Origin of the sequence: uncultured Maribacter sp. (assembly GCF_963977385.1) — a bacterium.
Taxonomy (GTDB): Bacteria; Bacteroidota; Bacteroidia; order Flavobacteriales; family Flavobacteriaceae; genus Maribacter.
This window is the reverse complement of sequence record NZ_CAXBOU010000004.1, coordinates 150,413-165,581: the sequence shown is the minus strand read 5'-3', so window position 1 is coordinate 165,581 and position 15,169 is coordinate 150,413. Positions and strand designations below refer to the sequence as shown.

Sequence of the window (15,169 nt, the reverse complement as noted above, 5' to 3'; positions counted from 1 at the left end):
TGCCTTATTTGTATTTTTGAAACTCTTAAAAGGTAAATCAGACATAATGACAAAGCTTAGCGTTAACGTAAATAAAATAGCAACTCTCAGGAATGCCCGTGGCGGCAATGTACCTGATTTACTAAAGGTTTCGAGCGATCTAGAAAGTTTCGGAGCACAAGGCATAACTATACACCCAAGACCAGACGAACGACATATACATTATCAAGATGCCCGAGATTTAAAAAACATTGTAAAAACCGAGTTTAATATTGAAGGAAATCCAATTCCGAAGTTTATTGATCTAGTACTCGAAGTAAAGCCAGAACAAGTAACTCTGGTACCCGATTCTATCGAAGCAATAACGTCGAATGCAGGTTGGAACACCATAAAATATAAAGATTTTTTAACTGATGTCATCAAAACCTTTAAAGAAGCTGGTATTCGCACTTCTATATTTGTTGACCCCGACATAAAAATGATTGAAGGAGCAAAAGCTGTTGGCGCCGACCGAATTGAACTTTACACCGAAAGTTATGCTACTGATTACGAACTAAATAAAGAAAAAGCCATACAGCCATTTATTGAAGCTGCCATAAGCGCAAATAATTTAGGACTCGGAATTAACGCGGGGCACGACTTAAGTTTAGACAACATTCAATATTTTGCGAAAAATATTCCTAATTTATTAGAAGTATCAATAGGGCATGCTCTTATTAGCGAAGCCCTGTATTTAGGTCTAGACAATGTAGTGAACATGTATTTACATAAATTAAAATGAAGCAAATTTTACATTCATTAATTTTAGGAGAAGGCAAACCTATTTGTATTCTACATGGGTTTTTAGGGATGCTCGATAATTGGAAAACTCTAGGTAGCTCTTATGCCGAAAACGGATTTCGTGTTCACTTAATTGATCAACGAAACCACGGTAAAAGTTTTCATTCACCCGATTTCAATTATGATATCCTATCTGATGATTTACTTAATTATATGAATCATCATGAAATTGAAAGCACTATACTTATTGGTCATTCAATGGGCGGGAAAACGGCGATGCAATTTGCATGCACTCATCCAGATCGAGTCAGTAAACTATTGATTGCCGACATTGCTCCTAAATTTTACCCTCCGCATCATCAAACAATAATTGATGGCCTAAACGCTATTGATACTAATAATTTGAAATCGCGTAAGGATGCAGATGATCAATTAAAAAAATATATTTCTGATAATGGTACACGTCAATTTTTACTAAAAAATCTCTTTAGAAACGAAGATAAAAAACTATGCTTCAGGTTCAACTTAGAGGTATTGAGTGAGAAAATGGAAGAAATCGGCGACAATATCAATAGCACTGATAACTATAACGGACCCACACTTTTTTTAAGAGGTGACCGATCCGAATATGTAACAAAAAGCGATATTGAAATAATTAGTAGACATTTTCCAAAAGCTACAGTAGAAACTATTAGTAACGCGGGCCATTGGCTACACGCAGAAAATCCTGAAGAATTCCTTGATAAATCTTTAACCTTTTTCAATCAACCTATAAATTTATAATTATGAAACTAATTCTAAGAGTACTTTTAAGCGCTTTATCCGTAATCATTTTAGCAAATGTACTTCCCAATGTTTCTGTAGATAATTTTATGACTGCTATTATTGTAGCTGTTGTTCTAAGTTTACTTAATTTTCTAGTAAAACCAATATTGGTTATTTTAACACTCCCTGTTACTATAGTCACATTTGGTCTTTTTTTACTGATAATAAATGCTATAATCATTTTATTGGCAGATAAACTTATAGATGGTTTCTCTGTAAGCAATATATGGTGGGCATTGATTTTTAGCCTCTTGCTATCCTTTTTACAATCGATCTTCTTTTCATTGCTAAAAGATGACAAGTCTTAGTCGCTTTTGATTTGAAATTCAATACTTTAAAAAATTGGTTGACTTTGCAAAAAATCGTATTTTTGCATCCCATTTTATACATGCAAATAGATAATAAGGAATGAATATTACGAAAGAGCAGATAGACGATTTAAATGCAGTAGTTAAAGTTGCTATCACAAAAGACGATTACCAAGACAAGGTAGATACCATATTAAAGGATTATAAGAAACAAGCTAATATTCCTGGTTTCAGAAAAGGTCAAGTACCTATGGGCCTTATCAAAAAACAATATGGCAAAGCTGTTTTGGTTGATGAAGTGAATAAATTGTTACAAGACAATCTTAACAAATACCTGACTGAAGAAAAATTGGATGTTCTTGGAAATCCTCTTCCAAAGCAGCAAGATAATTTTGATTGGGATCAAGATGAGTTAGCTTTTGAATTTGAACTAGGTTTAGCGCCTGATTTCGAAGTTTCTTTGAAAACTAAAAAAGCGATAACGCAGTACAAAATTGTTGCAGACAAGAAAACGATCGACGAGCAAATAGAACGTATTCAAAAGCAATACGGCAAGCTTGTAAGCAAAGATGTTGTTAGTAAAAATGATGAGGTTAGCGGTACTTTCTTTAACGAAACTGAAGAAATTGACAACAAAACCATGCTAGAAACCGACAAGCTGAAAAGCAAAAAAGCTTTAGATGCACTGAAGGGTAAAAAAGTTGGCGATGTAATTACACTGAAAACAAAAGGGCTATTTAATGAAGACCATATGCTGTCAAATGCTTTGGGCATTGACAAGCAAAAAGCAGAATCATTGGATACAGAGGTAACTTTCACGATTTCAGAAATAAATGAAAGAGAATCTGCCGAATTAAACCAAGAATTATTCGACAAACTTTTTGGACCTGACAGCGTAAAATCTGAAAAAGAATTAAAAGAGCGTATCAAAGAAGATTCTGAAAAACAGTTCGAACAGCAGTCTGATCAAAAATTATTGAACGACGTTACTGAATATTTTATTGATAATACCAAATTTGAACTACCAAGCGGCTTCTTAACCAAATGGATTCAAATGACAGGTGAAGAGCCATTATCTGATGAGCAAGCTACTGAAGAGTATGCAAAATCAGAAAAAGGGTTACGTTACCAACTTATAGAAGGCAAAATAATTCGCGACAATGAACTTCAAGTTCAGTTCGATGAATTAAAAGAATTCTCTAAAGGCTTCATTCGTTCGCAAATGGCTCAATTTGGCCAGTTAGACCCTAAAGAGGAAGAATTAGATAACATTGCAGCACGTGTTCTTGGTAACCAAGATGAAGTAAAAAGACTTTCAGAACAATTGATGAGTCAAAAGCTATTGAATCTTTATAAGGAAAAAGCAAACCTTAAGACAAAGGAAGTTACCTATGAAAATTTCGTGAAAGAAGTTTACGGATAATTTCGAACAATTAATTAAGTATCTTTTCGGTGCCGGAAATGAAATTTTCGGCACCTTTTTTTACTCTAAAAAATAGACATACAATTTATGGATTACGGAAAAGAATTCAAGAATTTCGCAATAAACGATCAAGGCATTAGCAGTACATATTACGACACAATAATGAGCAGCATGTACCCTACCAACATGACGCCTAATATTATTGAAGAAAGGTCTATGAATATTGTTGCCATGGATGTTTATTCGCGTTTAATGATGGATCGTATCATATTCATGGGTACGGGTATCAATGACCAAGTTGCAAATATTATACAAGCACAATTATTATTTTTGGCTAGTGTTGATGCTAAAAAAGACATTCAAATCTATATAAACTCTCCAGGAGGTAGTGTTTATGCAGGTTTAGGCATCTATGACACTATGCAGTTCATAACTCCTGATGTTGCTACTATTTGTACAGGCATGGCTGCTTCAATGGGAGCTGTATTATTATGTGCTGGTGAAAAAGGCAAACGTAGTGGTTTGCAGCATTCTCGTGTTATGATTCACCAACCAATGGGTGGCGCTCAAGGTCAAGCAAGCGATATTGAAATTACTGCAAGAGAAATTTTAAAGCTGAAAGAGGAATTATATCAAATTATAGCGCAACACTCTAATACCGATATAGAAAAAGTACGTGAAGATAGTGACCGTGATTATTGGATGAAAGCTGATGAAGCTCTTAAATATGGAATGATTGATGAAATTTTGGTAAGGGATAAGGAATAATTCCGACTATTTGAATCAAATAAATAAATGATTTTTAAACCAAAAACGAATTTCATTCGTTAAGGAATAGAATAGAGAAGTAAGATAATGGCAAAGGAAAATTTAGAGTGTTCATTCTGCGGTAGAAAAAAACCAGAAACAAATTTATTAATTGCTGGTCTCGACGCACACATTTGTGATCGTTGTATAGAACAGGCACACGGTATAGTTGCTGAAGAATCGAAACAGACAAAGACAAATGATCTTTCTTCTGAACTAGTTTTAAAAAAACCCCAAGAGATAAAGGAATTTTTAGACACTTTCATTATTGGCCAGGAACGCACAAAAAAGGTAATGTCCGTAGCCGTTTACAATCATTATAAAAGATTACTTCAACCTACGTCAAAAGAAGATGATATAGAGATTCAAAAAAGTAATATTATAATGGTAGGGCAAACCGGAACCGGTAAAACCCTAATGGCGAAAACTATCGCAAAATTACTTAATGTACCTCTAGCAATAGTTGATGCGACGGTATTGACCGAAGCTGGTTATGTTGGTGAAGATGTAGAAAGTATTCTAACCCGACTATTACAAGCGGCAGATTATAATCTTGAAAAAGCCGAAAGAGGAATCGTATTCATTGATGAAATAGATAAAATTGCCCGAAAAGGTGATAACCCATCAATTACCAGAGATGTTTCTGGAGAAGGTGTACAACAAGGACTTCTAAAATTATTAGAGGGTACTGTTGTAAATGTTCCACCAAAAGGCGGTAGAAAACATCCTGATCAAAAATTTATTGAAGTTAATACTGAAAACATTCTTTTTATTGCCGGAGGAGCATTTGACGGTATTGAGCGTGCTATTACCAAACGTTTAAATATGCAGGCCGTTGGTTATAGTGCCTCGAAAGCAGATAACTTTTTGGACACCTCTAATATGTTGCAGTATATAATTCCTAGAGATTTAAAAGAATTCGGACTTATACCTGAAATAATTGGTAGACTACCTGTTCTCACCCATATGAATCCGTTAGATAAAAAGACGTTAAGAGCAATCTTAACGGAACCTAAAAATGCAATTATAAAACAGTATGAAAAACTGTTTGCAATGGATGATATTACTTTTACCATCACTGAGCAAGCATTGGATTATATTGTGGACAAGGCAATTGAGTATAAACTTGGCGCTAGAGGTTTAAGATCTTTATGTGAAGCAATCTTTACCGATGCTATGTTCGAGATGCCGAGTACTGGGGAGACTAAATTTAAGGTTACGAAACCTTATGCTGAGGAAATGTTATCTTATGACACCGTAAAGAAGTTAAAAGCAGTTTCTTAATAATTAACTAGAATAGAATATAAAAAAAAGCGTGGATAATTAATTATCCACGCTTTTTTTATGCTTCAAACTTTATATATCTATTAGACCACTTTCTTAATCTGAGGTGCTATTTGCGTTACTTCTTGTAGTAAATCTAAACATACTTTCTGAATTATTTTCTCATCAGAGTAAAGTGTATGACCATAATTGGAAACAATTTCCATATCGATTCCTAATCTGTCAGCCCATTCTTCGCTCGGCTTAAACGAATCATTTTCACCGTATACTAATTGAAATGGCACATTAGGCCTTTCATTCTTTAATCGAATTCTTGTTGCTGAAACACTATAAAACGACTTAACTGGCAAGCCTTTTTTTGCGGCTTCCCAAACGATGGTAGCCCCTGTACTAAAAGCTAAATAATAACATGGTTCTTTTTCCTTTTTCAATAAATGAGAAACAGCTGTATCTATACCACCATCAACAAAAGCACTATGAACATTCTCTTCTGACTGTACTAAAATGTCGAGGTTGGCTAATTGCTGGCTATCATAAAAGGTAATATCAAAATACTGTTGAAGATATCCTAAATATGAAGTAATCCATAAACCTTTCTTAGCGCCCCACATATCTGAAACAATCACTAATTTCTGTGCCATAATAATAGTATTTTAAAGTTTGGTTAAGTTTTCCTACAGCAAGTTGGATTTTTAGCTTCACATAACATCATTTAATTGTTTACTCGCTTAAAATTATCGATGTAGTTCATTTAGTAGAGAATCTTCACGATAAATTGCGATAGTTAAAGTAGTTATACTAAGTCTCTTAAACATTAGTAAAGTTAAGGCAACTATTGAGCCAAAATAAAAGTTTGTTGTGATTAGACTAAAAAATAGTGTATATAGAGCAAATTACTTGTTCATTCGCAAAAGCTCCTCTAAATAATCGCGTTTATTAGATAGACGTGGTATTTTATGCTGGCCACCAAGCTTACCATTTGACTTCAACCAATCATAGAATAAGTTCTTACGAGCAATATGTACCAAGGGTAAGTTTAAAGTAATGTTATTATGCCGTTTGGCTTCGTAATCTGAATTTAGCGATTTCAATGCATCATCAAACACCTTTACGAATGAATTTAAATCTTTTGGTAAGGTTCTAAATTCCATTATCCATTCATGAGCTCCTTTTTCCTTATCTATCATAAAAACCGGACCAGCGGTATAGTCCATGATTTCAGCTTCGGTTTTAGAACAAGCTAACTTTAAAGCTTCCTCTGCATTTTCAATAATCAGCTCTTCACCGAAAACATTAATATGGTGCTTCGTACGACCAGTAACTTTTATTCGATATGGACTTTTTGAAGTAAACCTAACTGTATCTCCAATTTTATAGCGCCACAATCCAGAATTGGTCGTAATTATAATTGCATAATTTTTACCGAGTTCAATCTCCCATAGGGGAATAGCTTCTTGTTGTAACGTGCCATAAACATCCATCGATATAAACTCATAAAAAATACCATAATCCAACATGAGCAGAAGATCCTCTTCATTATTTCTATCTTGAATAGCAAAGAATCCTTCTGAGGCATTATAAATTTCGTAAAATCTAAAGTTATCATTGGGCAGTATTTTTTTATACTGCTCTTTATAAGGATTAAAATTAACCCCTCCATGAAAATAGACTTCCAGATTCCCCCATACTTGAAATAAATTTTCCTTACCTGTTTCTTCTAAAACCTTATTCATTAATACCAGCATCCACGAAGGAACACCCGCAAGGCTAGTAACATTCTCTTGTACACTTTCATGAATAATTGCCATCAACTTACTTTCCCACTCACTCATTAGAGAAACCTTATTACTAGGCGTACTGCTATATTCCGCCCATAAAGGCATATTATCAATAAGAATGGCAGATAAGTCTCCGAAATACGAGCCATTGTCTTCATAGAGCTCTTTACTGCCTCCTAATCTCAAACTTTTGCCTGTAAATAATTGTGAGTTTTCATTATTGTTTAAATAAAGGCATAATAAATCTTTACTTGATTTATAATGACAGTCTTCTAAAGCCTCACTGCTAACAGGAATAAACTTACTCTTGGCGTTAGTTGTTCCACTACTTTTAGCGAATAATTTCACCTTAGTGGGCCAGAAAAGGTTTTGCTCTCCTTTTCTAGTACGTTCGATTATCGGTTCAAATTCTTCATAAGAAACTATCGGCAAACGTTCTTTAAATATCCTATATGATTCAATAGATTCAAATTCATATTTTCTACCAATTTCCGTGTCTTCTGCAAACTCAAGCAATTGTAACAACACTTCTTCCTGAACCTCTTCTGGGTACTTTAAAAAAAGTTCTATCTGATGATAACGCTTCTTCAATAACCAAGAGGCAATGGAATTAAATAAAGTAATTGGCATTTATAGGTATCTTTGTGTTGCTAAAAATAGCGTATCTAAGTATCATTTTCAAATTGATTACCTAATAAGTAAACTAAACATGCAATACGAAGGAGTACTAAAAAAAATGCAAACAGAAATTGGTCATCCAATACAGTATTACATGTTGTTTGAATCTGATTTTCTAAATGTAAATCAAGTTCTCGATAAAACTCTAAAAATAGAATTTATAAAATTTCAATGTCTCAATTGTGGTAATGACAGACCTATCTATAGGCAAGGTTTTTGTAAAAATTGTTTCTTTGAAATACCTTCTGCCGGAGATTGGATAATGCGTCCAGAATTGAGCACCGCACATTTAGATAAAGAGGATAGAGATTTAGCTTATGAAAAAAAGGTACAGCTGCAGCCACATATTGTTTATCTGGCTAATTCGAGCAACATTAAAGTTGGTGTAACTAGAAAAGGACAAATACCAACTAGATGGATTGACCAAGGCGCGCATGAGGCAATCGAAATAGTAGAAGTACCCAATAGATATCTAGCAGGTATTACTGAAGTTGCTTTAAAAAATCATGTAGGAGACAAAACGAATTGGCGTACCATGCTCACAAATAATGTTGTTGATGAAAACCTACAAGAATGGCGCGACAAACTAAAACAGTATATTCCTGATGAGGCAATACAATATTATCTAGAATCTAATCTTGAAACTGAATTAGAATTTCCGGTATTGCAATACCCAACTAAGGTAAAAAGTCTAAACCTCAGCAAAACACCTTCTTTTGAAGGTAAATTAAAAGGTATTAAGGGTCAATACCTAATCTTCGAAGATAATACTGTATTCAACGTACGTGGTAGCGAAGGATATTATGTGGGGCTTACCGTTAATTAATTAACAGTATCCTTTTTCTTTTTACCGAATAGACCCCCAATTATATCTTTTGCTTTTTCTTTCACAGCTTCTTGCTCAGTTTTAGGAGGAATTGAATCCTTCTTAACTGATGTAGTAACGGTATCTTTTTTAGTTGCTAAAATACCGCCAAGAATATCTTTAGCACTAGTTTTGGTAGAATTAGCCTCGTTATTAGTTGAATCCTTAGTTGTTTTATTTCCGTTGATCAAACCGCCAATCAAATCCTTGGCCTTATCAGTACCTTTATTAATAAGTTTTTGTTTTTCTACTTCAATTAACTTTGTAGTTAATTGTTTTACTCCTGATGATAAATCAGTAGTTATTGCAGGACTATTGTATAGACCTCCTATATTGGCAACAACAGGTATGGTTAAATCTGTTAAAGCCGAATCATCTATTTTAGCTATTAGATTGGTAACATCAGTACCTAAATATTTAGCAGGAACCTGCATGGTAGCCTTATAATTCAATTTCTTATCGAATGTATGATTACCCTCTACATTAATAGAAATATCTTTATAATTAAGCGTAAAAGGCTTTACAGTAACTATACCATCTTTAAATGAAAGTGACGTCTTCAAATCTTTCAAATCTAGTTGCTTTAAATCAATGAAATTTAATTTAGAAACAAGCGAATTCAATACAGGTGCCGATTCCGTGCTAATTTCATCAGTCATTAAATCTGCAAACAAATTTCCGCTTAATGACAATAGGTCAGGCAATAAATCATCTGTTAAATTACCTGATAACGAAATATCGGAAGTTAGTTTTCCTTTTAATATTTGCGCGATTGGTGCTATAGTTTGAAATAATTCTATTGAACTGAACGTTTCTTGAATGCCTAACTGATTTAAGTCTAATTTCATGGCAAAAGTAGGAGTATCATTTTTTGTAGATACTTCACCATTAAAAGCCATTTTACCACCAAACAAACCAGACGACATGTTACTTAATGTAGCTGTTTCATCTTTAATTCTCAATACCCCAGTTACATCACTTAGTACGATATCATCATATAATACCTGCTTTGCATTTGCATTTATGGTGGCATCAAGAAATGAAGGGATTTTAATTTTTTCCTCTTGAACTACTCCCCCACTATTACTATCGCCATTTCCAGTTGTCGTTTCTGTTTCAGCGACCATAAAATCACTCAAAGCAAAAGTGTTCGATTTCAAATTAAAATTACCTTCAACCTTTTCATCGTTAAACATGAATCCTAAAAGGTTATTAATAGTACCTGTTACATCAAAGTCAGTTTTACCCGTAGTTCCGTTTAAACTGTTTAGTGTAACAGTTTTCGGATTAAAGGTTAAACTAGCCTTAGTAAACTTAACAGGGTTAGCAAGTTCTTCAGAATTGTATTCGAAATTCGTAACACTTAGATCTCCTGTGGTATTCGTTTTCTCATATTGCTTTTTTTCTACAGAAGCCATATCGAAGGCAGTTGTAATATTTGCTTTCAACAAACCCTTTAAATCATATTCAGCAGGTATAGGGTAAGCTTTTGAAATATTAGCTAAATTCATTGCACCATCTATATGTGCTTTTACCTTAGTATTACCCATTAGCTCAGTAATATTTGAGGTAAGATTAAACTTATCCTCATCAATCATAAAAGAAGCCTTATTGATATCTACGTAGGTATCTTCTGTAATACCTGTTTTGTTATTTAATTGAATATCAAAAAAGACGTTTCGAACCGCCTTTGGCAAATCAGGATATTTAAATGAAGCATTATCTGATTTTATTTCAATATTGAATTTCGGAATATGAGTATCATCTACTATACCATTGAAATTACCATTTACAATAAAGTCGCCAGTGGTAGTAACATTCTCAATATTCTTAGAATAAATCTCTGGAATTACACCTAAGAAATTTTTAAAATCAGAAGAAGGTGTTTTAAAGGTTAAATCTATTTCTTGATTATTATCATTAAGAATAACGAAACCATCGAATACCAATGGCAATTGATTAATTAGCGCCTCGTTCTTTAAAAAGGAATATTTGTTTTGGTTTAAATCTATCCCGATTAAGGCATCCAATTTTATTTTATTTTTATTCAAGTAATTAACACTATCCATCTCAAACGAAACAAAGGCATCGGTATGCGTGTCTAATTCTGATGTCGCTAAAGACAAATCACCAGTTCCTTTATGCTGAAAATCATCTAACTTAAAGGTAATGCCTGTAGATTTATCGGTATAATAAATTCTTGAGTTTGAAATTTCATAAGATTGTAAATCAAAAGAAAAACCATCTGTGGTAGTTGGTTCATCTACCGCAACAGTTTCAGAAGCAACTGCAATATCATAGTTAGCATTTTCATTTTCATCAACAACAACATTCACTAATGCACCTTCTAAATAAATATTATTAATTGCGATGGCATCCTCCGTACCTTTAAACAATTGCATAATACCCATAGTCAAGTCCAATTCATTAGCCTTAAACAAAGTATCACCTTCAAAAGGTGCTTTATTAATTAGAACTACATCTTTAAATTTCACCTCTGCATTAGGAAAACTGCTTATCAAACTCAAATTTGCATCTGAGAAATCTAGTGTAGCATTCACATTCTTATTGACATTATTTTTAATAATATCGCCAATCTTTGCTTCTAAGAAAAAGGGAGCCGCAATTAAGATTGCGATAATCAATAAAAGAATTACACCTACAATTTTTAGTATTTTCTTACCCATAGTATATTTTTATACTGTTTTATTTTATGCTATTACTCTAATATATCTAACTCCAATTCTTCATTTGGTTTTAGATTAAAACGTTTTCTCATAATATATACGAAGAAATAGAGAAAAGGGGTGTCTAGAAATGCTATAAAAATCTTAAAAATAAATCCGCTTACCACTAGTCCGAAAAATAGTTCCCACGGTAGTACTTTAAATACGCATAACAGACCCACAACGGTAAACGTGTCTAGAAATTGTGAAAGAAATGTTGAAAAGTTATTACGTAACCATAAATACTTTCCATTAGTCAATTTTTTCCAAAAATGATAAATTGCAACATCAACATATTGCGCTAATAAATAAGCAATCATTGAAGCTAATACAGCAATGGGTGATAAAGCAAAAACCTGAGTAAAGGTTTGGTCATCTATTGGTGAAGATGGTATTGCAGGAGCCGCTTCTGCTAGCAAAATAATACTCATTGAAAAGAAAGAAGCGAAAATACCGGCAGTCACTATTTGATTTGCCATTTTTCTACCATATATCTCTGATATAAGATCGGTAATTAAAAAAGTTATTGGGTAAGGTAAAATACCAACAGAAACCTCAAAGAGTGAAACACCTAATACCGTAAAGTCACCAAACGGATTCCAATAAATAAATTTTTGAAATATGAGATTTGATACCACTAAGGAAGTAATAAACAGTGCCCCTAAATACAAATAAATACGCTGTGCTAGCTTCCTATCCTTTAAGGTCATAGTTTATTTAATATCCAAAGCAAAAGGCATTCTAGCCTGTATCCCTTTTTGTTCTTTGAATGACTTCAACTCTTTAAGAATCAAATAAGCTTCATCTCCAATTTCATTTTTCACTAAATTTTCTTTCAGTTGTACACTAGCTCCTTCCAAATCTTCCATGAAACGTTCAAATCCGCTTTTATATTTTGGAAATTTCTTCACCCCATAAGACTGTAAAGAAGCAATCTCTGCAGCGGCTGAAATAGCATCATCTAAATTACCCAGCTCATCTACCAACCCTATCTGCAATGCCTCAGTACCGCTCCAAACGCGACCTTGAGCAACACTATCTACTTGCGCCATGGTCATATTTCGACCTTCAGATACACGTTGTAGAAATGTTTGATATGTATCTTCTATACTTTCTTGAATCTGATTTTTAAAACTCTCTTGCATCGGTTCGAACAAAGAATATTCAACGGCATTCTTATTGGTACCAACCTGTTCTGCATTTATTCCAATATTATCTGCCAGTTCAGTCAAATTCGGTACTGTACCAAAAACACCAATGGAACCTGTAATTGTAGTTGGTTCAGCAAAGATCTTATCTGCACCAGCTGCAATGTAATACCCACCAGATGCTGCAACGTTACCCATAGAAACAATTACTGGTTTCACTTTTTTAGTAAGCGCCACTTCTCTCCAAATAATATCTGAAGTCAAAGCACTACCTCCAGGAGAATTTACTCTTAATACAATAGCCTTAACACTTTCATCTTCTCTTGCCTTTATTAAAGCTTCATTGATAATTCCTTGTCCTATAATATTTGGACCACCCTCACCGTAAAAAATTTCTCCTTGAGCAAAAACAACTGCAATCTTATCATCACCAGATTTCAAAATCTTTTTATTAGAATATTTCACATAATCATCTAGCGTACTAATATTGATTTTATCGTCTTTCTTAATAGTTAATGCTTTAGCTAATTTAGCTTCATACTCATCATAAAAAACAACATCATCGACAAGCCCAGATATTTTGGCATATTTAGGAGATCTACCACCCAAAGTGTCAGCAATGATATTTAAATCAGATTCTGAAATACCCCTTGTATGTGAAATATCAGTTACCATAGAATTCCACAGCGACTGAAGCAAAGAAGACAATTGACTTCTGTTCGCCTTACTCATATTATTCTCTAAATAAGGTTCTACCGCACTTTTATATTTACCATGGCGAATCACCTCCATTTTCACACCCGACTTTTCCTGCAATTTCTTATAATACAGAACTTCAGTAGAAAGCCCCTTAAAATCTAACACACCCACAGGGTTCATAAAAATTGAATCAGCAACACTTGCTAAATAATAATCGCGTTGCATATAAAAATCTGCATATGCATATATAAACTTACCTTCAGTTTTAAAATTTTCTAATGACTCTCTAATCGCTTGTGTTTGGGCCAACCCAGCGATAATAAAATTATTGTTAATACTAATTCCTTTTATGCGATCATCATTTTTCGCTACCTCAATGGCATGAATAATCTCATCCAAACCCTGCTTTTGTTCAAAGATGCCAGAAAAGGGATTAAGCTCGTTTGTGCCTGTATAGTCTGAAATAGGACGTTGTAACTGAAGCTCTAATACTGAATTATTTTTCACCGCAACAGTATCTTCCCCACTACTTACAAGCGTGACAAATATTAAAAACATAACAAATAAGATTCCGAATGCGAATAAGGAACCCAAAATAGAAGCTAAAAAATTTCTCAAAAAATTCATGCAAATCTTTCTTTTAAATAGTTAACAAAGATAACCAATGTGAATATGTTTTAGTTATTTTGTTCCAATATTATGGGAGTGTACAAAACAGCATATTTATCTATTGGTAGTAATTTAGGAAACAGAGAAATTCTGTTACAAAAAGCCATTTTCGAAATTGACAATAAAGCAGGTGATATTAGACAGGTTTCTAGCGTTTATGAAACACCTTCATGGGGTTTCGAAGGTGAAGACTTCCTAAATGCGTGTGTTGAAATACAAACACTTCTTTCACCTGAAGAATTGTTATCCAAACTATTAACGATTGAAAAAAGTTTTGGAAGAAAAAGAACCGAAAGCCATAGTTATCAAAGCAGAACGCTAGACCTAGATATAATCTACTATGAACATGATATTATTAAAACAGAAACCTTAACGATACCGCACCCAAAATTGCAAGACCGTAAATTTATTCTTAAGCCATTAGCTGATATTTCTCCCCAATACTATCACCCTATATTAAATAAGGATACTAGGAACTTGCTTCAAGAATGTAAAGACAAAAGCATCATCACTAAACAAATTAAAAAACTTTTCAAAAATAGACATACGTTTTTTGCCAGTTTCGAATACGTGGCTATTGAAGGTAATATTGGCGCCGGTAAAACAACCTTAGCTACTAAAATATCAGATGATTTTAATGCAAAATTAATATTGGAACGATTTGCTGAAAATCCGTTTTTACCAAGTTTTTATGAGGACCAGGCTAGATATGCTTTTCCACTAGAGATGTCTTTTTTAGCCGATCGCTACCAACAGTTTACGGAAGACACAAATCAGCTTGATCTTTTCAAAAGTTTTATGGTTAGTGATTATGACATCTATAAATCATTAATTTTCGCAAAGGTCACCTTACAGCAAAACGAATTTGAGCTTTATCGCAAAGTTTTCAATTTCATGTACAAGGAGGTTAAAAAACCAAGAATATACGTTTATCTGTATCAAACCACAGAACGCCTTTTAGAGCAAATAAAGAAGCGCGGCAGGGATTATGAACAAAATATTGAGCTCTCTTACTTAGAACGAATAAATAGAGGTTATTTTGATTTTTTAAAGACCTATCCCAAAGAAAATCAGCTAGTTATAGATGTTAGCGATTTAGATTTTGTAAGTCATGATAGTGATTATAAAACAATCTTAACAAAGATTGAAGACTTTGCATTATCATCACTATAGTGCAAAATATTGTGTGATTTCTTGCGT

General features: G+C 33.5%; 13 protein-coding genes. 8 read left to right on the top strand and 5 right to left on the bottom strand.

The genetic code is table 11. The annotated features are described in order from the left end of the window. Positions 1-46: 46 nt before the first annotated feature. The 6 genes from AAC084_RS07185 to clpX all read left to right on the top strand — a co-directional run bounded on the left by AAC084_RS07185 (position 47) and on the right by clpX (position 5,406). Complete coding sequence (locus tag AAC084_RS07185; protein WP_339838849.1) at positions 47-760, top strand: pyridoxine 5'-phosphate synthase; 714 nt, start codon at positions 47-49, stop codon at positions 758-760. Continuing rightward, positions 757-1,542, top strand: a complete 786-nt coding sequence (locus AAC084_RS07180) for an alpha/beta fold hydrolase (RefSeq protein ID WP_339838846.1) — start codon at positions 757-759, stop codon at positions 1,540-1,542. The genes AAC084_RS07185 and AAC084_RS07180 overlap by 4 nt, the downstream gene beginning before the upstream one ends. Positions 1,543-1,544: 2 nt before the next feature. Next, positions 1,545-1,892, top strand: a complete 348-nt coding sequence (locus tag AAC084_RS07175) for a phage holin family protein (RefSeq protein ID WP_339838844.1) — start codon at positions 1,545-1,547, stop codon at positions 1,890-1,892. 100 nt (positions 1,893-1,992) lie between these two features. Beyond that, positions 1,993-3,315 carry a trigger factor gene (tig, locus tag AAC084_RS07170; protein ID WP_339838842.1) on the top strand — a complete coding sequence of 441 codons (1,323 nt, stop codon included), beginning with the start codon at positions 1,993-1,995 and terminating at the stop codon, positions 3,313-3,315. 87 nt (positions 3,316-3,402) lie between these two features. Continuing rightward, positions 3,403-4,083 (top strand): ATP-dependent Clp endopeptidase proteolytic subunit ClpP, encoded by a 681-nt coding sequence (gene clpP / locus AAC084_RS07165; protein WP_339838839.1) that lies wholly within the window; start codon positions 3,403-3,405, stop codon positions 4,081-4,083. An 87-nt stretch (positions 4,084-4,170) separates the two neighbouring features. Continuing rightward, on the top strand, positions 4,171-5,406 hold the full coding sequence (gene clpX, locus AAC084_RS07160) for an ATP-dependent Clp protease ATP-binding subunit ClpX (RefSeq protein ID WP_339838836.1): 1,236 nt from the start codon (positions 4,171-4,173) through the stop codon (positions 5,404-5,406). An 83-nt stretch (positions 5,407-5,489) separates the two neighbouring features. On the opposite strand, the gene AAC084_RS07155 is transcribed toward clpX, so the two are convergent. Both AAC084_RS07155 and AAC084_RS07150 read right to left on the bottom strand, forming a co-directional pair. Further along, positions 5,490-6,047 carry a hypothetical protein gene (locus AAC084_RS07155; protein ID WP_339838833.1) on the bottom strand — a complete coding sequence of 186 codons (558 nt, stop codon included), beginning with the start codon at positions 6,045-6,047 and terminating at the stop codon, positions 5,490-5,492. Between the two features lie 252 nt (positions 6,048-6,299). Continuing rightward, entirely contained in the window at positions 6,300-7,814 is a 1,515-nt protein-coding gene (locus AAC084_RS07150; protein ID WP_339838830.1) for a GH3 auxin-responsive promoter family protein, read from the bottom strand. A gap of 79 nt (positions 7,815-7,893) precedes the next feature. Here AAC084_RS07150 and AAC084_RS07145 point away from each other — a divergent pair, with 79 nt between their 5' ends. Beyond that, positions 7,894-8,688, top strand: a complete 795-nt coding sequence (locus tag AAC084_RS07145; protein ID WP_339838827.1) for a DUF2797 domain-containing protein — start codon at positions 7,894-7,896, stop codon at positions 8,686-8,688. Here the strand turns inward: AAC084_RS07145 and AAC084_RS07140 are convergent. The 3 genes from AAC084_RS07140 to sppA are packed head-to-tail and all read right to left on the bottom strand — an operon-like array spanning position 8,685 to position 13,927. Then, entirely contained in the window at positions 8,685-11,414 is a 2,730-nt protein-coding gene (locus AAC084_RS07140) for an AsmA-like C-terminal region-containing protein (RefSeq protein WP_339838824.1), read from the bottom strand. The two genes, AAC084_RS07145 and AAC084_RS07140, sit on opposite strands and share 4 nt — an antisense overlap. Before the next feature lie 32 nt (positions 11,415-11,446). Next, on the bottom strand, positions 11,447-12,163 hold the full coding sequence (locus tag AAC084_RS07135; RefSeq protein ID WP_339838821.1) for a queuosine precursor transporter: 717 nt from the start codon (positions 12,161-12,163) through the stop codon (positions 11,447-11,449). Between the two features lie 3 nt (positions 12,164-12,166). Next, entirely contained in the window at positions 12,167-13,927 is a 1,761-nt protein-coding gene (gene sppA, locus AAC084_RS07130) for a signal peptide peptidase SppA (protein ID WP_339838818.1), read from the bottom strand. A gap of 72 nt (positions 13,928-13,999) precedes the next feature. On the opposite strand from sppA, the gene folK reads away from it, so the two are divergent. Beyond that, a complete protein-coding gene (gene folK, locus AAC084_RS07125; RefSeq protein ID WP_339838815.1) occupies positions 14,000-15,142 on the top strand; it encodes a 2-amino-4-hydroxy-6-hydroxymethyldihydropteridine diphosphokinase in 1,143 nt (380 codons plus the stop codon). The last annotated feature ends 27 nt before the right edge of the window (positions 15,143-15,169 follow it).